The sequence below is a fragment of the Actinomycetota bacterium genome, assembly GCA_005888325.1.
GTDB lineage: Bacteria > Actinomycetota > Acidimicrobiia > Acidimicrobiales > AC-14 > AC-14.
Map to the genome: position 1 here is coordinate 88,753 of VAWU01000023.1, position 20,409 is coordinate 109,161.

20 protein-coding genes and 1 pseudogene (1 of these 21 only partly in view) are annotated in these 20,409 nt (G+C 72.8%); 17 read left to right on the forward strand and 4 right to left on the reverse strand.

The features are described from left to right. From E6G06_07645 to E6G06_07705, 13 genes and pseudogenes are all read left to right on the forward strand, one after another. Window positions 1–223 (forward strand): annotated as a pseudogene (locus E6G06_07645) (hypothetical protein); it begins 563 nt to the left of the window's first position. Then, window positions 220–1,086, forward strand: coding sequence for a hypothetical protein (locus E6G06_07650; GenBank protein ID TML92005.1), 867 nt, complete (start codon window positions 220–222; stop codon window positions 1,084–1,086). Before E6G06_07645 ends, E6G06_07650 begins: the two are co-directional and overlap by 4 nt. Before the next feature lie 117 nt (window positions 1,087–1,203). Further along, on the forward strand, window positions 1,204–2,277 hold the full coding sequence (locus E6G06_07655; GenBank protein TML92006.1) for a glycosyltransferase family 4 protein: 1,074 nt from the start codon (window positions 1,204–1,206) through the stop codon (window positions 2,275–2,277). Between the two features lie 131 nt (window positions 2,278–2,408). After that, a complete protein-coding gene (locus tag E6G06_07660; protein TML92007.1) occupies window positions 2,409–2,873 on the forward strand; it encodes a hypothetical protein in 465 nt (154 codons plus the stop codon). 38 nt (window positions 2,874–2,911) lie between these two features. Continuing rightward, the gene (locus E6G06_07665) at window positions 2,912–3,730 is read left to right on the forward strand and encodes a polysaccharide deacetylase family protein (GenBank protein TML92008.1); all 819 of its coding nucleotides are present in this window, start codon (window positions 2,912–2,914) and stop codon (window positions 3,728–3,730) included. 36 nt (window positions 3,731–3,766) lie between these two features. Further along, entirely contained in the window at window positions 3,767–4,891 is a 1,125-nt protein-coding gene (locus tag E6G06_07670) for a glycosyltransferase family 4 protein (protein TML92093.1), read from the forward strand. Continuing rightward, a complete protein-coding gene (locus E6G06_07675) occupies window positions 4,888–5,466 on the forward strand; it encodes a GNAT family N-acetyltransferase (GenBank protein ID TML92009.1) in 579 nt (192 codons plus the stop codon). The genes E6G06_07670 and E6G06_07675 overlap by 4 nt, the downstream gene beginning before the upstream one ends. After that, the gene (locus E6G06_07680) at window positions 5,394–6,407 is read left to right on the forward strand and encodes an undecaprenyl/decaprenyl-phosphate alpha-N-acetylglucosaminyl 1-phosphate transferase (GenBank protein ID TML92010.1); all 1,014 of its coding nucleotides are present in this window, start codon (window positions 5,394–5,396) and stop codon (window positions 6,405–6,407) included. The genes E6G06_07675 and E6G06_07680 overlap by 73 nt, the downstream gene beginning before the upstream one ends. Continuing rightward, window positions 6,404–7,567 carry a DegT/DnrJ/EryC1/StrS family aminotransferase gene (locus tag E6G06_07685; GenBank protein TML92011.1) on the forward strand — a complete coding sequence of 388 codons (1,164 nt, stop codon included), beginning with the start codon at window positions 6,404–6,406 and terminating at the stop codon, window positions 7,565–7,567. The genes E6G06_07680 and E6G06_07685 overlap by 4 nt, the downstream gene beginning before the upstream one ends. Continuing rightward, window positions 7,564–8,424, forward strand: a complete 861-nt coding sequence (locus E6G06_07690; protein TML92012.1) for a hypothetical protein — start codon at window positions 7,564–7,566, stop codon at window positions 8,422–8,424. The genes E6G06_07685 and E6G06_07690 overlap by 4 nt, the downstream gene beginning before the upstream one ends. A 9-nt stretch (window positions 8,425–8,433) precedes the next feature. Further along, window positions 8,434–9,342: a TIGR01777 family protein gene (locus E6G06_07695; GenBank protein TML92013.1), complete on the forward strand. Its 909-nt coding sequence runs from the start codon at window positions 8,434–8,436 to the stop codon at window positions 9,340–9,342. Further along, window positions 9,339–10,388 carry an ATP-dependent DNA ligase gene (locus E6G06_07700; GenBank protein TML92014.1) on the forward strand — a complete coding sequence of 350 codons (1,050 nt, stop codon included), beginning with the start codon at window positions 9,339–9,341 and terminating at the stop codon, window positions 10,386–10,388. The genes E6G06_07695 and E6G06_07700 overlap by 4 nt, the downstream gene beginning before the upstream one ends. Beyond that, window positions 10,385–10,849, forward strand: a complete 465-nt coding sequence (locus E6G06_07705; protein TML92015.1) for a RidA family protein — start codon at window positions 10,385–10,387, stop codon at window positions 10,847–10,849. Before E6G06_07700 ends, E6G06_07705 begins: the two co-directional genes overlap by 4 nt. On the opposite strand, the gene E6G06_07710 is transcribed toward E6G06_07705, so the two are convergent. Continuing rightward, window positions 10,821–12,533, reverse strand: coding sequence for a hypothetical protein (locus tag E6G06_07710; protein ID TML92016.1), 1,713 nt, complete (start codon window positions 12,531–12,533; stop codon window positions 10,821–10,823). The genes E6G06_07705 and E6G06_07710 overlap by 29 nt on opposite strands. Window positions 12,534–12,725: 192 nt before the next feature. Between E6G06_07710 and E6G06_07715 the strand changes: the two genes are divergently transcribed. From E6G06_07715 to E6G06_07730, 4 genes are all read left to right on the forward strand, one after another. Next, window positions 12,726–13,415, forward strand: a complete 690-nt coding sequence (locus E6G06_07715) for a Crp/Fnr family transcriptional regulator (protein ID TML92017.1) — start codon at window positions 12,726–12,728, stop codon at window positions 13,413–13,415. Window positions 13,416–13,424: 9 nt separating this feature from the next. Next, window positions 13,425–13,682: a DUF4242 domain-containing protein gene (locus tag E6G06_07720; GenBank protein TML92018.1), complete on the forward strand. Its 258-nt coding sequence runs from the start codon at window positions 13,425–13,427 to the stop codon at window positions 13,680–13,682. A 23-nt stretch (window positions 13,683–13,705) separates the two neighbouring features. Further along, window positions 13,706–16,972, forward strand: a complete 3,267-nt coding sequence (locus tag E6G06_07725; protein TML92019.1) for a hypothetical protein — start codon at window positions 13,706–13,708, stop codon at window positions 16,970–16,972. Window positions 16,973–17,048: 76 nt separating this feature from the next. Next, window positions 17,049–18,242 carry an acyl-CoA dehydrogenase gene (locus tag E6G06_07730; protein ID TML92020.1) on the forward strand — a complete coding sequence of 398 codons (1,194 nt, stop codon included), beginning with the start codon at window positions 17,049–17,051 and terminating at the stop codon, window positions 18,240–18,242. Between the two features lie 40 nt (window positions 18,243–18,282). Here E6G06_07730 and E6G06_07735 read toward each other — a convergent pair whose 3' ends face one another. The 3 genes from E6G06_07735 to E6G06_07745 form a co-directional block, all read right to left on the reverse strand. Next, window positions 18,283–18,543 (reverse strand): AzlD domain-containing protein, encoded by a 261-nt coding sequence (locus tag E6G06_07735; GenBank protein TML92094.1) that lies wholly within the window; start codon window positions 18,541–18,543, stop codon window positions 18,283–18,285. Between the two features lie 47 nt (window positions 18,544–18,590). Continuing rightward, window positions 18,591–19,241 (reverse strand): AzlC family ABC transporter permease, encoded by a 651-nt coding sequence (locus E6G06_07740; GenBank protein ID TML92095.1) that lies wholly within the window; start codon window positions 19,239–19,241, stop codon window positions 18,591–18,593. A gap of 135 nt (window positions 19,242–19,376) precedes the next feature. Beyond that, window positions 19,377–20,327 carry a VWA domain-containing protein gene (locus E6G06_07745; GenBank protein ID TML92021.1) on the reverse strand — a complete coding sequence of 317 codons (951 nt, stop codon included), beginning with the start codon at window positions 20,325–20,327 and terminating at the stop codon, window positions 19,377–19,379. Window positions 20,328–20,409 lie beyond the last annotated feature (82 nt).

Sequence of the window (20,409 nt, forward strand, 5' to 3'; positions counted from 1 at the left end):
CGACAACGAGGCCTACCGTCACCAGATGGAGGCGGCGGCGTTCCTCGACAGCCGCCTGCCCCGTCTGTTCTCCGACCTGCCCGGCGACACGATCGTGATCCTGTGCGCCGATCACGGCGAGTGCTTCGGTGAGGACGGCTACTGGGGGCACGGCGTGAACCACCCGCGCGTGCTGGAGGTGCCGCTGGCGTTCTTCCGCCTCGACGGCGAGCCGCTCGCGTGAAGCTCGTGATGACGCTGCTCGTGCGCGACGAGGAGGACATCGTCGAGGACCACCTCGTGTACCACCTCAACCAGGGAGTCGACTTCGTCGTGGCGACCGACAACAAATCGGTCGACGGCACGCGCGACGTCCTCGATCGCTTTCAACGGCTGGGCTACGTCGAGGTGATCGACGAGCCCGACGACACCTACGACCAGTGGCGTTGGGTGACCCGCATGGCCCGGCGGGCTGCGATCGAGCACGGAGCCGATTGGGTGATCAACTCCGACGCCGACGAGCTCTGGTGGCCCAAGAGCGGCGACCTGCGGTCGGTCCTCGAGGCCGTCCCTGCCCGCTACGGAATCGTGACGGCCCCGCGCGTGAACCTGGTGCCGCCGCTCGACCCGCGACCCGCCGTCGGGCGACGCGCAGCCGTGGTACGAGCGCATGGCGCTGCGCGAGACGACGTCGCGCAACAGCCTGGGCGCGCCGCTGCCGCCCAAGGTGTGCCATCGAGGCGAGCCCGACGTGGTGGTGGAGCAGGGGAACCACGAGCTGCGCGTCTCGGCGCTGACGCCGGCGCCGGGGTTGCACCCGATCGTGATCTTCCATGCGCCGCTGCGCTCGTGGTCACAGCTGGAGAACAAGATGGTGAAGGGTGGCGCGGCATACGCGCGCAACCGGGAGCTGCCCGCCACCGTCGGCGATGCGTGGCGGAGCCTCCACGACCTGCACGCCCGCGGCGGCCTACGCGAGTGGTACGACGCCCAGGTGCCCGACGACCGGGCCCGCCGGCGCGGCATCGAGGAGGGCCGCTTCATCCTCGACCGCCGGCTCGCGCACTTCCTCGCAACCCGGGCCCGGCGCGAGCCACCGTTCCGTGACCCGTCGCCGCCCGCCGCGGCGCCTGCCGACCCTGCCCGGGCCGATCCGCATGCGCGCCCGGCGGCCCGGACGTCACGGCGCTGGCTGGGTCGGATGCGAGCGATGCGGACGAGGTGGTGAGCGGGCGGCGCGACGACGTGCTGTCGGTCATCACGAGCACCGATCGTCGTGGGGCCGAGACCTTCGCCGTCGGCCTCGGCACCGCGCTTGAGGCGCGCGGTCGCTCGGTACGCACCGTCGCGCTGGCAGGCGACAACGGCGAGGATGCGCTCCCGGTGCCGACCCTCGGGCCGAGCACGCTCGCGGTGCGCACCCTGCTGTCGCTCCGGCGGGCGAGCCGCGACGCGGCGGTCGTCGTCGCGCACGGTTCGCGGGCACTGCCCGCGTGCACGCTCGCCGCTGGTCGCGGCCAGCCGCTCGTCTATCGCAACATCGGTGACCCGCGTTACTGGGCGGGCGGGTCGGCCCGCCGCTTCCGCGTGAGCCTCTTCCTCCGGCGCGCCCAGGCCGTCGTCGTGCTCGACGCGGCTTCGGCCGACGCCATCACGGAGCGGCACGGGATCCCTGCCTCGCGCATCTGCGTGATCCCCACCGGTGTCCCGGCGGCACAATTCCCGCTCGTCGACGAGCACCGGCGAGGTGTGGCGCGGCGGCGACTGGGCTACGACGACGACGACCGGGTCGTGGCCTACATCGGCGCCCTGAGCGGTGAGAAGGACGTCGGCGCGGCCGTCGTCGCGGTGGCCGCCCTGCCAGGCGTGCGGCTGGCCATCGCGGGCGACGGGCCGGAGCGGGCCGCGGTCGCCGCCGCGGCCCGGGGGCTCGCGCCCGGCCGGGTCGACTTCCTCGGACCGGTCGCCGACCCCGCGCTGACGCTGGCCGCCGCCGACGTCCTCGTGCTGCCGAGCCGCACCGAGGGCATCCCCGCCGTCCTCATCGAGGCGGGTCTCAGCGGGCTGCCGGTCGTCGCCACCGACGTCGGCGGGGTGCGCGAGGTCGTGGTGCCTGGCGAGACGGGCCTGCTGGTCGCGCCCGGGGACGCGACCGCCCTCGTGGGCGCACTGCGCCGGGCCTTGGCCAACGGCCACGAAATGGGGGTCGCGGGGCGCGAGCGGTGTCTCGCCCGGTTCGAGATGGCCGCGATCGCGGCGCGGTGGGACGACCTCCTGCTTCGGTTGCAGACAGGGTGACAGCCCAGGTCAGGGGGCTGTAGCTTGAGGGGAAGGCGAGTCACAGATAGTCCGGCCGCGCTACAGACAGCGAGGCCGCGATCTGTCACAGTCGCCACGATACGTGGTGAAGCCTGGGGGAGGGGTGCCAGATGGGAGGGGGCGAGCCCGACCGGCCGAGCCGGTCAGCCGGCATGCAGCACGGGTGTCGCGCCGCCGACCTCGATCGGCGCACCTTCATCCGCCGCGCCGGCCAGACCGGTGTCGCCGCCGGCGCACTCGTGTGGTCGACACCCCGGATCCGCAGCGTCGGCGCCCAGGCGGCCGCGGGCAGCCCGCCACCCTCGAGCACCACTCCCACCGTGCTCCCCAATCAGCTCACGCCGCCCGTCGTCGCACCCGAGCTGGAAGTGAAGGGTGTCCAGGAGGAGCCGCCCGGCAGCAACCTGGCCCTCACCGGCGCCGAGCTCGGCCACCTCGCGGTCCTCGGGGGCACCGCGGTGGGGATGGGCGAGGTCATTCGCCGCAAGGGCCTGAGCCGCAAGCGCGCGCTGGAGGAGGAGGCGGAGCGTTACCGCGACCCACCCCCGGCGGACCAGACGACTGACCCCGCCTGAGCGGGTCACCGTCCGCGGACGGGGTGTTAGAAAAGCGCATGGCGCGTTCGACGCTGCAGCGCGTGGTCAAGGGCGCGGCGGCGGCGGCCGACGTCGTGCGCCCGCCCCGCCGCGGTCTCGTCGTGCTCCTCTATCACCGGGTGGGGCGTCGCACCGCGTCCGAGGTCGACCTTCCCATCGACCTCTTCGACGCGCAGCTCGACGCGCTGGCTGCGACCGGTCGGGTCGCGCCACTCGACGTGTGCCTCGACGCCATCGCGTCGCCCGAGCCGACCGAACCCACCGACCCCATCGCGATCACGTTCGACGACGGCACGGCCGATTTCGTCGACCTCGCCCTGCCCCGCCTCGAGCGCCACGGCCTGCCGGTCACGCTCTACGTCGCCACCGCCTTCGTCGAGGAGGGCCGCCCGTTCCCGGGTGACGGCGCGCCGGCGTCGTGGGGGGCGTTGCGTGACGCGCAGTCGACCGGCCTCGTCGTCGTGGGATCGCACACCCACAACCACGCCCTGCTCGACCGCGTCCCGGCCCAGGAGGCGGAGCACGAGCTCGACCGGTCGCGACAGCTGATCGAACAACGGCTGAACACCGTCCCCGCCCACTTCGCGTATCCCAAGGCCGTGGCCGGCTCGGCCGCCGCCGACGCGGCGGTGCGCGCCCGCTTCCGGTCCGCCGCGCTCGCGGGCACCCGTCCCAACCCCTATGGCCGCACCGACCCCTACCGCCTGGCCCGCTCGCCGATCCAGCGCGCCGACGGCATGAGCTGGTTCCGGCGCAAGCTCGACGGAGGCATGGGTCTCGAGGACCGGCTGCGCACCCTCGCCAACCGCCGGCGCTACGCAGGCGTCACCACCTGAGCCGTGGCCCGTCTCGTCCACGTCACCACCACCGACATGAGCCTGGCGCTGCTCCTCGGGCCCCAGCTGCGGGCCTTCGCGGCTGCGGGCTACGACGTGATCGGCATGTCGGCGCCGGGCGAGTGGGTGGGGCAGCTCGAGGCCGACGGCATCCGGCACGTCCCGCTGCGGCACGCCACACGCGCGGTCGCGCTGACGCACGACGCCCGCGCGCTGGGCGAGCTGCGCGGGTTGTTCCGCGCCCTGCGCCCCGACATCGTCCACACGCACAACCCCAAGCCGGGCGTGTACGGGCGCCTCGCGGCGCGTGCCGCGCGCGTGCCGGTGATCGTCAACACCGTGCACGGTCTCTACGCGACGCCCGACGACAGGTGGGCCCGGCGAGCAGTTGTCTACACGCTCGAGCGTCTGGCCGCGAGCTGCTCGCACGCCGAGCTCGTGCAGAACCCGGAGGACGTCGAGGTGCTGGCCCGCCTGGGCATCCCACGTTCGAAGCTCCACCTGTTGGGAAACGGCATCGATCTCGCGCGCTTCGACCCGTCGAGCGTCGCGCGTGAGCGCACGGCGGCGCTGCGGGCGGAGATGGGGGCGGGGCCCGACGACGTGGTGTGCGGGCTGGTGGGCCGGTTGGTGTGGGAGAAGGGTTACCGCGAGGTCTTCGCCGCCGCCGCCCGCCTGCGCGGCACCGCGCCCCACCTGCGGATCGTGGTGATCGGGCCCCGCGACGCCGACAAGCCCGACGCCATCGGTGACGCCGACGTCGAGCGGGCACGGCGCGACGGCGTCACGTTCCTCGGACTGCGCCACGATGTCGAGGCGCTCTACACCGCGATGGACATCTACGTGCTCGCGTCGCACCGCGAAGGCTTTCCCCGTTCGGCCATGGAGGCCGCCGCCATGGGCGTCCCCGTCGTGGCCACACGCATCCGCGGCTGCCGGCAGGTGGTCGACGACGGGCGCACCGGGCGCCTCGTCCCCGTGGGCGACATTGACGCGCTCGCCGGCGCCATCGCCGAGCTGGCGACCGACGCCGAGCTCCGCCGGAGCCTCGGCGAGGCCGCCCGCGCGAAGGCGCGGCGCGAGTTCGACCAGCAGCACGTGATCGGCACGACCCTCGCGGTGTACGAGAGCCTGCTCGCGCGACGGGCCCTGGTCGCATGACGATCCGCGTCGCCGATGCATCTGACGCGCCCGCGATGGCGCGGCTGCACGTCACCGAGATCGACGAGGGCTTCCTCCCGACGCTGGGGCCCCGCTTCCTCGACCACCTCTACCGGCGGGTGGTGCGCTCGCCCACGTCGTTCGCGTTCGTCGCCGACGATGGTGGGGGAGTGCTCGGCTTCGCGGCCGGCACCGAGAGCCTCCGTGGGCTCTACCGCTCCTTCCTCCTGCACGACGGCGCGGCCGCTTTGGTCGCAGCCGGGCCTCGGATCGCGGGCTCGTGGCGGCGGGTGGTGGAGACGCTGCGCTACCCGGCGCGCGAAGGCGCCGACCTGCCGCCTGCCGAGCTCATCGCCATCGCCGTCGGGCGCGAGGCGCGGGGTCGCGGCCTCGGGCGGGCGCTCGTCGACGCGGTCACGGCGGAGTTCGCCCGGCGCGGGGTCACGGCTGCGCGCGTCGTCGCGGGCGCCGACAACGAGGCCGCCCTGGGCCTCTACCGCGCGTGCGGCTTCCGAACCGCGGCGACGGTGCAGGTCCACCGCGGCACATCCTCCGAGGTGCTGACGTGGTCGTGATCGCCGCGGTCGCGCTGGCGCTCGTGGCCACGCCCGCGGCGTCGGAGCTGGCGCGCCGCGCCGGCCTGCTCGATCACCCCGGACCGCTGAAGGTCCAGACGAAGCCGGTGCCCTACCTCGGCGGGCTCGCAGTTCTCGCCGCGGCCGCGGTGGGCCTCGCCGTCGGGCGCCCGGCCTGGTCGGTGCCGCTCGCGCTCGCGCTCGTCCTGGGCACGCTCGACGACGCGCGCGCGCTTCCGCCGCGCGTGCGGCTGGCGGGCGAGGTGGTCGTCGGGCTCGTTGCCGGCGCGCTCGTCCCCACGGGGGTGGCCCAGCCGTGGGCTGCGCTCGCCACCGCCGTCGTCGTCGTCGTGCTCATCAACGCGGTGAACCTCATCGACGGCCTCGATGCGCTGGCGGCCGGGGTGAGCCTCGTCTCCGCGGTCGGCTTCGCCATCGCGCTCGACGGCGACGACCGCACGGTCGCGCTCGCGCTCGCCGGCGCGCTGGCGGGCTTCCTCGTCTACAACCGCCCACCCGCGCGCATCTACCTCGGCGACGGCGGCTCCTATGTGTTGGGCACCGCGCTCGCGGTCCTGCTGGTGGGGGCGTGGCGCCCCGAGCGCGACTTGGCGCTGTCGCTCGGTGCCGTGCTGTTCGTCGCCTTCCCGGTCGCGGAGGTGGCGTTCGCGGTGGTGCGCCGTGCCCGCGCGCGCGCTCCGCTCTTCGCGGGCGACCGCGGCCACCTCTACGACCAGCTGGCCCAGCGGGGCCTGTCGACGGGAGCGACGAGCCTCGTGTGCGCCGGCGTCCAGGCGGCGCTCGTCGCGCTCGGTCTGCTGGCCACTCACACCGAGCCGGCGGCGTCCGTCGCGATCGTGATCGCGACTGCGCTCGCGCTCCTCGCGGGCGCGGGGGCCGGCGGCTTCCTCTCGTCCACCTTCCCGCGGAGCGCTCGATGAGCCGCGCCCTCGATGCGCTGCCGTCGTTCCCGGGCGGGCTGCCGTTCGTGCGGCCCGCGACACCGCCGCTCGAGCGGGTGATGGCGCGGCTGGCCCCGAGCTACGAGCGCGGGGTGCTCACCGAGGGGCCGCTGGGACGCGAGCTCGAGGAGCAGGTGGCCGCCCAGCTGGGGGTCGAGCACGTGGTGGCGGTGTCGACGTGCACGGCGGGGCTCATGCTCGTGCTGCGCGCCCTCGAGCTCGAGGGCACGGTGGTGATGCCGAGCTTCACGTTCTCGGCCACCGCCCACGCGGCGGCGTGGAACGGCCTGCGCCCGGTGTTCGCCGAATGCGATGCGACGTCGTTCCAGCTCGATCCCGCCGATGCCGCGGCGCGGCTCGACGGCGCCGCCGCGCTGCTGGCGACGCACGTGTTCGGCGCGCCGTGCGCGGCCGAGCAGCTGGAGGAGCTGGGCCGCGTCCATGGCATCCCGGTGGTGTTCGACGCCGCCCACGCCCACGGCGCGCGGCGCCGCGGTCATCCCGTCGGTGGCCTCGGCGACGCGGAGGTGTTCAGCATGACGCCGACCAAGTTGGTGATCGCGGGTGAGGGCGGCCTGGTCGCCACCAACCGGTCCGACGTCGCCGCGGCCGTCCGCATCGGACGCGACTACGGGAACCCGGGCGACTACAACACGAAGTTCGTCGGCTTGAACGCCCGCCTCTCGGAGCTGCACGCGGCGACCGCGCTCGAGTCGCTCGCCCAGCTCGACGACAACCTCGCCCGCCGGCGATCGGTTGCGGCGCGCTACGTCGACGGGCTGCAGATGGTTCCCGGCGTCGACGTGCAGGTTGTCGAGCCCGCCGACGAGTCCACCTACAAGGACTTCACCGTCCGCGTCGACGAGGCGGTGTTCGGCCTTTCGCGCGATGGCGTCGTCGCAGCGCTCCGGTCGCGGGGGGTCGACACCCGCTGCTACTTCTCGCCGCCGGTGCACCGCCAGGACGCGTACCGCGCGGTGATGGCAGGCCCCTTGCCGGTCACCGACGACCTCGCCGGGCACGTCGTCAGCCTGCCGATCTTCCCCGGCCTCGCCCTCGACGCCGTCGACGACGTCGTCGCCATCCTCGCCGGGGTCCACGAGCATGCCGAGGAGGTGCGAGAGGCGATCGCCGGGTGATACCGGCCGTCACCATCCCGCTCGACCGCACCGAGTTCCTCAACGGCCTCGCCGCCGGCAGCATCGCGCTCGCGATCGGCGTGCTCGTGTCGGCGGCCCCCCGCGTGCTCGCCCGTCCCGCCCTGAGGTGGGGGAGCGCGGGCCTGCTGTTCGCCGGCGCCGCGCTCGTGGGACTCGACCGCACGCACGGGGCGCCGGGTGGGCTCGTGGGCGGCGCCGCGCTGGTCGCGGTCGCCGCCGGGGTCGCCGCCCGGCTCCCCCTCGCGTTCCGGCTCGCCGCGGTCGTCCCCGGAGCCTGGCTGGTGGCCGCCCACGGCGCGATCCCCGGGCGATCGTGGGTGCGCGTCCTGGTGTTCGCGACGATCGTCGCCGGCAGCGCGCTGGTCGCGGACCTCGACCGCCGCACCGCCCGCCGGGGCCTCGGTCCCCTCCTCTTCGCGGTCTCGGTCGGCGGGGTCTACGCCACCGTGCCCGACACCGAGCAGGCGCTCGTGCTGATCGGCGTGGCGGCGCCCGTCGCGCTGCTCGGCTGGCCGCTGCGACGAGGGACGCTCGGACCGGCCGGGTCGGCGGCGTCGGTGGCGGTGCTCGCGTGGACGGCCGCGGTCGGCGGCGTGGGCCGGCCGTCGTCGATCGTGGGGGCGGTCGGGTGCCTCGGGCTGTTCGTGGTGGGGCCGGTGAGCCGGCGGACCTCCGGCGTCGCGGCTCCGGTGGTCGTTGCCGCGCACGCGCTGCTCGTGCTGGTCAGTGCGCGCGTCGCCGGCCTGCGCACGACCGTGCACGCGGCGGTAACCGTCGTCCTGCTCGAGCTGGTGGTCGGCGTCGCGGTTTGGGGGACGGCGCGACGGCGTCCGTAGAATTGCGGGATGAGCGAAGGGCTCAAGGTGATCGTGACGGGGTCGCACGGGCTCATCGGGTCCGAGCTGGCCACCACGCTCCAACGGGCGGGCGACACGGTCACCCGTGTGGTGCGCTCGCTGGCCGGGCCGGGCGACGCCGCGTGGGACATCAACGCGTCCACCATCGACGCCGCTGCCCTCGAAGGGCACGACGCGGCCGTGCACCTCGCAGGCGCGGGCCTCGGCGACCATCGATGGAGCGACGCGTACAAACGTGAGGTCCGCGACAGCCGCACGCGTGGCACCGCGCTGCTCTGCGAGACGCTCGCCAAGCTCGAGCGCCCGCCGCGTGTGCTCGTGTCGGGATCCGCGATCGGCTGGTATGGCGACCGCGGCGACGAGGAGCTCAGCGAGGCGAGCGGACCGGGCCGCGGCTTCCTCGCGTCGGTGGTGAAGGACTGGGAGGCGGCGACCGAGGCGGCGAGCGACGCCGGCATCCGGGTCGTGCGGCTGCGGTCGGGCGTGGTCCTCAGTCGCAAGGGCGGCGCGCTCAAGAAGCAGCTGCTCCCGTTCAAGCTCGGCGCCGGCGGCAAGCTGGGTTCGGGCAAGCAGTGGCTCAGCTGGATCGCGCTCGACGACGAGATCGCCGCGATCCTGCATCTCATCCGGCGCGAGACGCTGCGCGGGCCGGTCAACGCGACCGCCCCCAACCCGGTCACCAACGCGGAGTACACCGCGGCGCTGGGCGCCGTCCTCCGCCGGCCCACGGTCGCGACGGTTCCGCGGTTCGCGCTCGAGGCGGTGTTCGGCCGCCAGATGGCGGACGAGATGCTGCTGGCGGGCCAGCGCGTGCTTCCCCGGGCGCTGGAGGCGTCGGGCTTCCGCTTCGGCTTCCCTCGCGTCGACGAAGCCCTGCGAGCGATGCTGGCGCGGTGAGCGCCCCCCTCGATCGCTACCGGGCAAAGCGCGACTTCGGCGTGACGCCCGAGCCCGCGGGCGATACCGACGCCACGCATCCCGGCGAGCAGGCGCGCTTCGTGGTGCAGGAGCACCACGCGCGCGCGCTGCACTGGGACTTCCGCCTCGAGCGCGACGGCGTGCTCGTCTCGTGGGCGCTCCCCAAAGGCGTGCCGCCGGACCCCGGCGTCAACCACCTCGCGGTCCCCACCGAGGACCACCCGCTCTCCTACATCGACTTCGAGGGCGAGATCCCTCGCGGCAACTACGGGGCCGGAGAGGTGCACCTCTGGGACCGGGGCACCTACGACACCATCAAGTGGAGCGACCGCGAGGTGATGGTGACGCTCCACGGTGAACGCGTGCAGGGCCGCCACGTCCTGTTCCGTACGGGCGAGCGGCAGTGGATGATCCACCGCATGGACCCCCCGCAGGACCCCGGCTTCGAGCCGCTGCCCGCCGGATGGACGCCGATGCACGCACGCCGCGGCGAGCTGCCGGACGACGTCGCCGGCTGGAGCTTCGAGATCGCGTGGCCGGGCGCACGCGTGCTGGCGGCGGTCGACGGCGGGCGTCCCCGTCTGACCGCCGACGGCGGTGATCCGGGCGATGTCACCGACCGGTTCCCCGAGGTACGTCCCCTCGGTCGTGCCCTCGGTGCCCGCCCCGCGCTGCTCGACGGCGTGATCGTCGCGCTGGGCGAGGATGGCCGGCCCCGGCGCGACCTCGTCGCCCGACGCATGGAGGGCGCGGGCCGGCCTCCGGTGGTGCTCATGCTCGTCGACGTGCTCCATCTCGACGGCCATCCCCTGACCGCTCGGCCGTATCGCGAGCGACGTGACGCGCTCGAGACGCTGGCGCTCGCGGGCCCCGCGTGGCAGACACCCGCGGCCCATGCGGGCGCCGGCGAGGCGCTGTTGGACGCGGCGCGCGCCCAGGGCCTCCGCGGCATCGTCGCCAAGCGGCTCGACAGCACCTACGAGCCGGGCACCACCTCAGACGCGTGGGTCGAGGTGAGGACGTGAGCGACGATCGGAGCGACGAGGGAAGGCGCGGGCGACGCAACGTGTCGTCGGGCTCGCCCTTCGAGCGAGTGATCGGGTTCAGCCGGGCGGTGCGCGTCGGCGATCGCGTGCTCGTCGCGGGCACCGCGCCCGTGTGGCCCGACGGCTCGTGTGACCCCGACGCGGGAAAGCAGGCCGAGCGGTGCCTGCAGATCATCGACACCGCACTCGCCGAGGCGGGCGCGTCCCTGTACGACGTCGTCCGCACCCGCATGTTCCTCGTCGATGCAGGCGACGGGGACGCCGTGGGCCGCGCCCACGCGCAGGTGTTCGGCGGGGTCCGGCCCGTCGCCACCATGGTGGTCGTGGCCGCGCTGCTCGATGCGCGCTGGCGGGTGGAGATCGAGGCCGAGGCGGTGGTGTCGCGGGACCGCGACCCCGAGGCCTCGCGCGCTAGACGCCCGTGGCGTTCCGCACCGTGACCGTTATCTGCGGGCCGTCGACGTGGTTGCCGAGGCGGTCGAAGGCGCGGGCCTTCAGGTAGTACGTGCCGTCCGGGAACCTCTGCGAGGCCCAGCTGTACACCCAGCCGTACGGGCTCTGCGTCGCGTCACCCAGGTGGGCGAGGTAGAAGACGGGCCAACCACTGATCAGGTACTCCACGCGACGCGACGAGGCAGCCGCGCGTGCCGACAGGATGGTGTTCCCCGAGACCGTGCTGCCGGCGGCGGGAACCAGGATCGTGGGCGGCGTGTTGTCGATCTTCGCCAGAGGCGCCACGCACGCTCGGTCCAGCGAGGAGTCGAGCCCGACGAGGTTGTTGCAGACCGTCGCATCGGGGATCGCCGGGTCGGTGTAGAGCGCGCCGAGGGCATTGGCGAAGGTGTTGTCCTTGACCACGATGCCGCTGCTCGGCCCGTCGCCCGCGCCGTACACCGACACGCCGAAGTTCCGCTGGTTGGGTTGGATCGGCTGCGTGTTGCCCCGCACCTCGAACCCGACGATGCCTGCCGCCCGAATCGGCGCCTGGTCGGCGAACGGCGAGCCGACGGTGATGTTGCTCTTGTTGTTGATGATCTTGATGTTCTTGCGGGTCGTGTGCCGGCGCGTCAGGTCGGGGCCCAGGTTGATGTAGGTCGTCACCTGCTGGTTGATCAGCGTGTTGTTCGAATACGTGATGTTCTCGACGTGGGCGTCGGTGTTGCCACCGTCGGCGAACATGTACGCGTGCCCGGTCTTGGCGTCGGTGGGGTCGTCCTCGTCGATGAACTGGTTGTGGTCGAAGGTCACGTTGTACGAGCCCATGTTGGGGGCCCACGGCTCGATGACCGTCATGCTCCGCCGCGGCGTGAGGAAGATGTTGTTCTGGAAGAGGGCGCCGTTGACCACCTGTGCCACCGCGCCGATGCGACCGGCCCGCTGGAACAGCGAGTCACGCACCTCGATCTTGCGGTTGGGCTTGTGGTCTCCCCAGCCGTGGAGGTTGATGCCGTCGCCGAAGACGTACTTCACCGTCACGTTTTCGACCTTCGCGCCCCAGACACCGAGGTTGTCGGCGTTGACGCCGAACAGGGTGATGCCGGCCTGGCCCTCGAGGCAGAACGTGTCGGGCTGGTCGACGTCAGGGCAGTAGTAGTCCCACCGGAACAGCTTGCCCGTGCGCGGGTCGATTCCGGGGTTGGGACCACCGTTCGAACCGACGATGGTCATGTTCTTGAGCACGAGGTCGTAGCCACCCTCGAGCCGCCACATCGACCGCAGCCGCGGCCACACGATGTTGAAGCGCTGGTCGGACGGCAGCATGTCGAAGCCGGCCGAGTACGTCTTGAAGACCGCCCCGTTGCCGTCGAAGGTCAGGTCGTGCTGGTCGTGGATGTCGATGATGTTGTTCATCCAGTAGCACCCACCCGCCTTGAAGCGGATGGTGGTGCCCGGGGCGTTGTGCGTCTTCAGCCAGGCGAGGAAGGCCGGCGTCTGGTCCACCTTGGCCGCCGGGTCGCACCTCGCCACCACCGCCGACTCGGGTACGTCGACGACCGTCGCCGCCTTGGTGATCTCGGGCATGAGCTGCCCGGCGAAGGCGACCGCCACCGCCACCAGGAGGATGAGCCATCGACCACGCCGCGTGAGCGCCTTCGAACGCAACTCGAGTGCCAGGGTTCGCATGAGGACCACTCCTGTCGATGCCGCCGTGCGCAGGAGACAACGGATGGACATGTTTGAACACGGAGAGTGTCGACCTTCCGTTCTTGGGGCTTGAGGGGGTTTAGGCCGATCTACACCTTTCGCGGGACTCGGATCGGGCGCACTCGTGCCTCGCGTGCCCCAGCCGGGGCCGCGTCATGAAGCTCGCCTACGGTGTCGCACGTGAGCCCGACGGCGTTCCCCGCCGCGTCCTTCCTCGGTGGGCTCGGGGTGGCCGACCTCGAGGCCCTGCGCGCCGCCAGCCGGGTCCGCCGCTACCGGTCGGGCGAGCTGGTCCTGCGTGAGGGCGACGCGTCCCGGGCGGTGCTCGCCATCCTCACGGGCACCGTGAAGCTCACGAAGACGGCCACCAGCGGGCGGGAGGCAGTGCTCGAGCTGCGCGGCGCCGGCGAGGTCGTCGGCGAGCTGGGTGCGATCGACGGTCAGACCCGGTCGGCGAGCGCGGTGGCGCTCGGCGAGGTCGAGGCGCTCGTGGTGCCCGCCGACGTGTTCAACGCGCTCCTCCGCGAGCGGGGCGGCCTCGCGCACCAGCTCCTGGTCACCGAGGTCGCCCGGCTTCGAGAGGCGGCGGGCCGTCAGCTCGAGCTGGGCACCGCCGACGTGGTCGGTCGGGTGTGTCGTCGCCTCGCGGAGCTGGCCGCCTCGCACGGCGTTCCCATGAACGGCGGCGTGCTCGTACGCGGCGCGATCTCGCAGCAGGACCTCGCCGATTGGTCGGGCATCTCGCGCGACGGCGTGGTCCGCGCCCTCGGCGAGCTGCGCCGGTTGGGCTGGTTGGACACCGGCCGGCAGCGGGTGCTCATCCGTGACCTCGACGCGATCACGCGCCGGGCGGCCGGGTAGGCTGCAGCAATGCCGCTGTTCGTCATCGAGCGCAACTTCGCCGAGCAGCTCGACATGACCAACGACTCCGCCGCCGAGGTGAGGGCGATCAACGACGACGTCGGTGTCTCGTGGTTGTTCTCGTTCCTGAGCGCGGACAAGAAGAAGACCTACTGCCTCTACGAGGCGCCGAGCACGGAGGCGATCGTCGAGGCGGCGCGCCGGGCCGGGATCCCCGCCGACGTCGTCACCGAGGTCTCCGAGTTGCGGCCCGAGCAGTTCGCCTGATCCTGCGCAGCTGACCCGGGCCCATGGCCGACACCGACCTCGTCACCATCGTCGTGACCGACTGGGTCGACTCGACGGGCACGCGCAGCCGCCTCGGTGAGGAGCGGGCCGACGAGCTCCAGCGGGTCCACGACCGGCTGTTGCGCGAGAGCATCGCTCAGCACGAGGGCACGGTGGTGAAGGGATCGGGCGACGGCGTCCTCGCCACGTTCCATTCCGCCACGATGGCGCTCGACGCCGCCGTCTCCGTCCAGCAGCGTTTCGACGGGTACTCGCGGTCGCCGGGGGCCCCCGCACCGATGTCGGTCCGCATCGGGATCGCCGCGGGCGACGTCGTGCATCAGGGCGGCGACATCTTCGGCACGCCGGTGGTGGAGGCTGCTCGACTCGAGGGCGCCGCCGACCCGGGTCAGATCCTGTGCTCGGAGATGGTGAGGATGCTGGCGCGCGGACGCGGCGGGCACGAGTTCGAGCTGATCGGGATGCTCGAGCTCAAGGGCCTGCCCGAGCCCCTGCCCGCGTGCTCGGTTCGATGGGAGCGGGCGATCGACGCCGGCGCGTCGAGCTTCCCGCTCCCGCCCGAGCTCTCGACCACCGGAGGCATGCGCTTCATCGGGCGCGACGACGAGGTGCAGAACGCGATCGCGCTCTCCACCGAGGTCGAGCAGGCGCACGCGTTGTGGGTGCTGGGAGAACCGGGCATCGGGAAGACGCGACTGGCGACGGAAGTGGCGGCGCAGGCCCACGCGGCCGGCGCGCTCGTGGTGTTCGGGCGCTGCGACGAGCTCGTGTCCGCTCCGTTCCAGCCCGTCATCCAGGCGCTCCGGTGGCACGTCGGCAACCTCGAGGATGATCAGCTCGCGGCTGCCCTCGGCGTCGATCCCGAAGCGCTGGCCCGCCTCGCGCCCGAGATCCGGGCGCGTCTGCCCGGGATCAGCGCGGCTGTCGCCCCGACCACCGAGTCCGAGCAGTACCGCCTGTTCGAGGCGGTCCGCTCGTGGTTGAGCACGAGTGCGGCGACGCGGCCGGTCGTGTTCGTCGTCGACGACGCGCACTGGGCCGACCGCCCAACCATCGCCTTGCTCGCCCATGTGCTGCGCGCCGCGCAACCCGCGCGCCTCCTGGTGATCGGCACCGCACGCGACACCAGGCCCGATGTCAGCGACCCGTTGACGAACCTGATCGACGAGTTGCAACCGACGCGCCGGAGCCAGGCGATCCGTCTCCATGGGCTGAGCAACGAGGATGTCGTCGCGCTCGTGCATGCGGCGGAGCCGGGTGACGCCGGCTGGGGTCGGCTGGCCGAGCGCATCGCCGAGGAGACGGCCGGAAACCCGCTCTTCGTCGGCGCCGTTCTCGCCGGCCTCGCGCGTGGCGAGCTCAGCAGCGCGTCGGCAGGGGAGCTGCCCGCGGATGTCGGAGCGGCCGTGCGGCGCCGCGTGCGCCGGCTGCCCGAGCCGGTGCAGGAGCTGCTCCAGGTCGCGTCGCTCGTGGGGCTCGAGTTCCGCCTGCGCGTCGCGGCCGACGCGGCCGGTCTGGCCGAGACCGAGAGCCTGACGCGTGTCGAGGAGGCGGTCGGGGCCGGGCTGGTCCACGAGATCTCCGTGGACCGCTTCCGCTTCACCCACGCGCTCGTGCGCGACGCCTTGGTGGGAGAGCTCTCCGCCTCTCGGCAGGCCCATCTCCACGCGGCGGTCGCGGCGTCGATCGAGACGCGCTATGTGGGCGGCCTCGACGAGCACCTCCCCGCGCTGGCCCGTCACTACGCGAGCGCGGGCGACGAGCGGCCTGCGCTGGAGAAGGCGCTCGATTACGCGGTGCGATCGGCGCGGCGGGCGCTCGAGCTCCTCGCGTTCGATGGCGCGGTCGACGACTACCGCATCGCCCTCGACCTGATCGAACGGATCGGTGACCGGCCCCTGCGCGACCGGTTCGAGCTGCTGATCGCCCAGGGTGAGGCCGAGCGCCTCGCCGCGGCCCACGGGGCGGCCCTCGGCACCTTCAGGAAGGCAGCCGAGCTGGCTCGTGAGGAGCGCGACTGGGATGCGCTCGCCCGAATCGCCATCGCCTTCGAAGAGGCGAGTTGGCGTCCGGGCCTGCTCGGCCACGATGCGGTGGAGCTGCTGCACGAGGCCGACGCCCACGCAGATGTCCTCCCGCCGCGTCGAGCGATCATGGTGCGCGCGTCACTCGGTCGTGCGCTCCACTACGCGGGCCGTGCCGAATCAGCTGTCCGCGTCGCGGAGGAGGCGGTCGCCGCCGCCCGCGACCTCGGCGATCCGGCTGTCCTCGCCTTCGCGCTCACCGCCTCCGGCCAGATCCGCGTGCCGATGCGGGTTGCCGACCTCGACATCGTGATCGACCGGGCCGAGGAGGTGTGGCGGCTGCGCGACCAGGTCGACGACCCGGACCTGATCGCCACCGCCGCCGAGTACGCGAGCGTCGCCTGTCTGAGCCGCGCGGACCGCGATGGTGCGCTCCGATGGCTGGAGCGCCTCCGCGAGGCGACCGAGCGGCTCGGCTCGCGCTTCTCGCGGTTCGTGCTCCTCTGCAAGATCCAGGTCGTGACGTTCCTCGACGGTGACCTGGCGGAGGCCGAGCGACAGGCCGGGGCCAACCTCGAGTTCGGGCGACAGCTCGGCGAGGACGTGTCCGGCGTGCACGGCGTCCAGCTGTTCCTGATCCGGCGGGAGCAGGACCGGTTGGTCGAGCTCCTACCGGTCGTCCGCATGATCCTCGAGCTGAACCCGCCGACGGCGATGTGGCGCCCCGGCCTCGTGATGCTCCTCGTCGAGGTGGGGATGGCCGACGACGCCGGGCGGCTGCTCCACGAGCTGGCGGCCGACGACTTCCGCGCGCTCCCGCGCGACAACCTCTTCCCCGCCGCGCTCTGCTTCATGGCCGAAGCCGCCTTCCACCTGGCGGACGCGGAGTCCGGCCGCGCGGTCGAGACCCTGCTCGAGCCGTGGGCCGGGAGCGGGGCGATGACCGGGCACCTGGTCGGGCACCTCGGTGCGGTCGACCGCTACCTCGGGCTGCTGGCGTGGCGCGACGGACGACTCGACGAGGCCGAGCACCGGCTCATGACGGCCCTCGACTTCAACCGTCGCCTGGGGGCCGTGATCTGGGAGGCACACTCGCTCGTCGACCTGGCCGCGCTCGGTTGGGCACGGGGCGACATCGACACGGCGCGCGAGCGCGGCGTCGGCGCGCGGATCCTGGCCGAGCGGCACGGGTTGGCAGCCGTGGGCCGCCGCCTCGACGCGCTCGGGCCGGCCGGGGTCGACTGACGGATCTGCGGCAGACGGTCCCGGCGCTCATCCCTACAGTGCGATGAGACAAACCCCCGCCCTTGGAGGCCATGCCATGACGGCAACCGCAGTTTCGCCAACGATCGACAGCGTGCTCACCGACGACATGCTCGCTCGCTTCGACGAGCGCGCGCCGGTGTACGACCGCGAGAACCGCTTCTTCCAGGAGGACTTCGAGGAGCTGCGCGCGTCCGGGTACCTCACCGTGGCGGTCCCGCGCGAGCTCGGTGGGTTGGGGCTCGGCATCGACGACGTGGTGAAGCTGCAGCGCCGGTTGGCCTCCGTCGCGCCCGCCACCGCGGTCGCGGTGAACATGCACATCTACTGGACCGGCATCGCCGCCGACCTGTACCGCCTCGGCGACACGAGCTGCGAGTGGATGCTGCGTGAGGCGGCGGCGGGCAAGATCTTCGCCGCCGGCCACGGTGAGAGCGGCAACGACATCCCCGTCTTCCTGTCGTCGAGCAAGGCCGAGCGGGTCGACGGTGGTTGGGAGATCACCGGCCACAAGATCTTCGGCAGCCTGTCGCCGGTCTGGGACTACCTCGGTGTGCACGCCATGGACACGAGCGACCCGACGCAGCCGAAGGTCGTCCACGCGTTCCTCCCGCGTGACACACCGGGCTACCGCATCGAGAAGACCTGGGACGTGTTGGGGATGCGGGCCACCGAGAGCCACGACACGATCCTCGACCACACGTTCATCGCCGACGAGCACACGCCGCTCGTGTGCCCGGCCGGGTTCGCCGGTGCGGGACCGTTCCAGCTCAGCCTGTTCGCGTGGGCGCTCCTCGGCTTCGGCGCCGTCTACGCGGGCATCGCCCGACGGGCGTACGACCTGACCGTGGACAAGATGCCCGACCGCACGTCGATCGCCCTCACCCGCTCGATGGCGCATCATCCCGAGGTCCAGCACTACGTGGCCGAGATGCGGATGAACCTCGAGCTGATCGACGCGTACCTCGAGCGCACGGCCGCGGACTGGGCGGCGGGGGTCGACTACGGGATGGACTGGCCGGTGAAGATCATCGCCACCAAGTACACCGTCGTGCACCGCGCCTTCGAGGTCGTCGACCGCGCCCTCGACCTGTCAGGCGGCGCGGGGATCTTCAAGCGCACGCGGATCGAGCAGCTGTTCCGAGACAGCCGGCTCGGGCGCATCCACCCGGCCAACGAGATGCTCGCCCACGAGCTGGTGGGCAAGCTCTCGCTCGGCATCAACCCCGACGACCCGCAGCGCTGGGGCTGATCGCCGACCGCTCCGAGTCGCGCCCGACGATGGGCGCGACTCAGAGCGCCTGGATGACGATCAGCGCGCCGAGGCCGACCACCAGGGTCAGCGCGACACTGCGTGTGCGCCACGCCACCAGCGCGGCGAGCACGCCTGCGACCAGCCGGCCCTGCGCCAGGTCGAACGAGCCATGGGGTCGGACCAGCGCGGGGACGACGAGTGCTGCGAGCGCCGCGGGCGGGATCTGACGCAGGACCCGTTGGATCCCGGGGGGGACGTTCGCCACTCGATTGGCGGCGACGAGGAACGACGCTCGCATCGCGAACGTCCCCGTGCCGGCGAGGACGATCACCGCCCAGACACGGCTCAGCGTCGCCCCCGGTCCTCGAGCACGTCCGCCACGGCACCGGCGGCGATGCCCGACAGCGCGCCGACGATGACGTACAACGGCCCCGCGCCGGCCTCGGCTGCAGCGACCGCGGCGCCGCCCCCCACCGCGCCGGCGATCAGCGCGGGTCGAGACGTGAGCGTGGGAACGAGCAGGACGAGGAACACGAGCGGCACCGCGAAGTCGAGCGGCACGTCCGCGGGAACCGCGGAGCCCACGAGCACGCCGACGATGGTGCTCACCTGCCACGAGATCCAGAGGAGCAGGCCCGCGCCGAGGAAGTACGGGAGCCTCGGTCGGGAGTCGGCGTCCGCGGACCACTGGGTGATGGAGACCGCGTAGGCCTGGTCGGTCAGCAGGTAGGCGACCGCGAGCCGGCGGGGGAGCGGTTCGTCGGTGAGGTACGGCGAGATCGACGCCGAGTACAGCAACATCCGCAGGTTGATCGTGCAGGCGGCGAGCACCGCGACCACCACGGAGCCGCCGTGGGCGAGGGCGTCGAGGGCCGCGAGCTGCGACGCGCCGGCGAACACGATGGTCGAGAACCCGACCGCGGCCGCCCCGCCGAAGCGGTCGGTGACCGGCGTGGCCCCGGCGATCAGGCCGAACGGGATCACGCCGACCAACATCGGCGCGACCGCGACAGCACCGGCGCGCAGCTCGGGTGAGAAGCGCTTCACGATCCGACCCGGGTACCGCGGGTCACCCGGTGCCGGTCGCGCGTCGACACCGGGCGAGCATACCGAGGGCCCGCGTCGCGGGACCTAGGGCAGGCGCGGCGCCCAGACGAGCGCGAACGCGGCGGCCACGAACGCGAACGCAAGTGCCACTGCGGCGAACCACGGCGTCAGCTCGCGCTGCTCGCGGACCAGGTCGACCTGGGTGCCGATGTTGTCGTACACCTGCTTCAGCTGTGAGCTCGTGGCCGCCTCGAAGTACTTGCCGCCGGTGGTCTCGGCCGCGGCACGCAGCGCTTGCCGATCCACGGGCACCCGGAGGACCCGCCCATCAGCAATCACGGTGCCGGCGTCGGTGCCGTACGCGATCGTCGACACGGGAATGCGCGCGCGAGCGGCAGCCGCGGCCGCGGCCTCGGTGGACCGGCCGATGGTGGTGTTGCCGTCGGACATGACCACGATGAGGGCTGCGGGTTGCTTCCCTCTCGCCGGCGGCGGATGCGTCGCGTTGATCGACTCCAGCGCGGCGAAGATGGCCTCGCCGATAGCGGTGTTGGGCGCGAGCTTCAGGTCGTCGAGCTGCCGCAGCGCCGGGGCACGGTCGGTGGTAGGTGTCACGAGCACCTCGGCGGCCGCCGCGAACGAGATGAGGCCGAGCTTGAACTGGCGGGGAAGCTTCTGGACGAACTCCTTGGCCGCGTTCCGCGCGACCGTGATGCGGTCGGGCTTGACGTCGGTGGCCCTCATCGAGTCGGAGACGTCGATCGCCAGCATGACGGTGGCGCTGTCGCGCGTGACATTCGTCCGCCGCGTGGGTTGCGCGAACCCGAAAACCATGGTCGCGACGGCGAGGATCATCGCCGTCGCAGGCAGGTGCCGGCGCCAACCGGGGTGTCGAGGGGCGACGGCCGCGAGGACGGCGACGTTGGTGAAGCGCACCGCGTAGTGCCGCCGCCGGCGCTGCATGAGGAGGTACGCGCTCATCAGTGCCACCACCCCCACCAGCAGCCAGAGCCGGCCCGGGGCGTTGAAGCTCACGCGGTCACCGGCGACGCGCTCACCGACGGCGCCGTCACCGACTGCACGGCCACGTTCGACACGTCAGCAGTACACCCGGGCG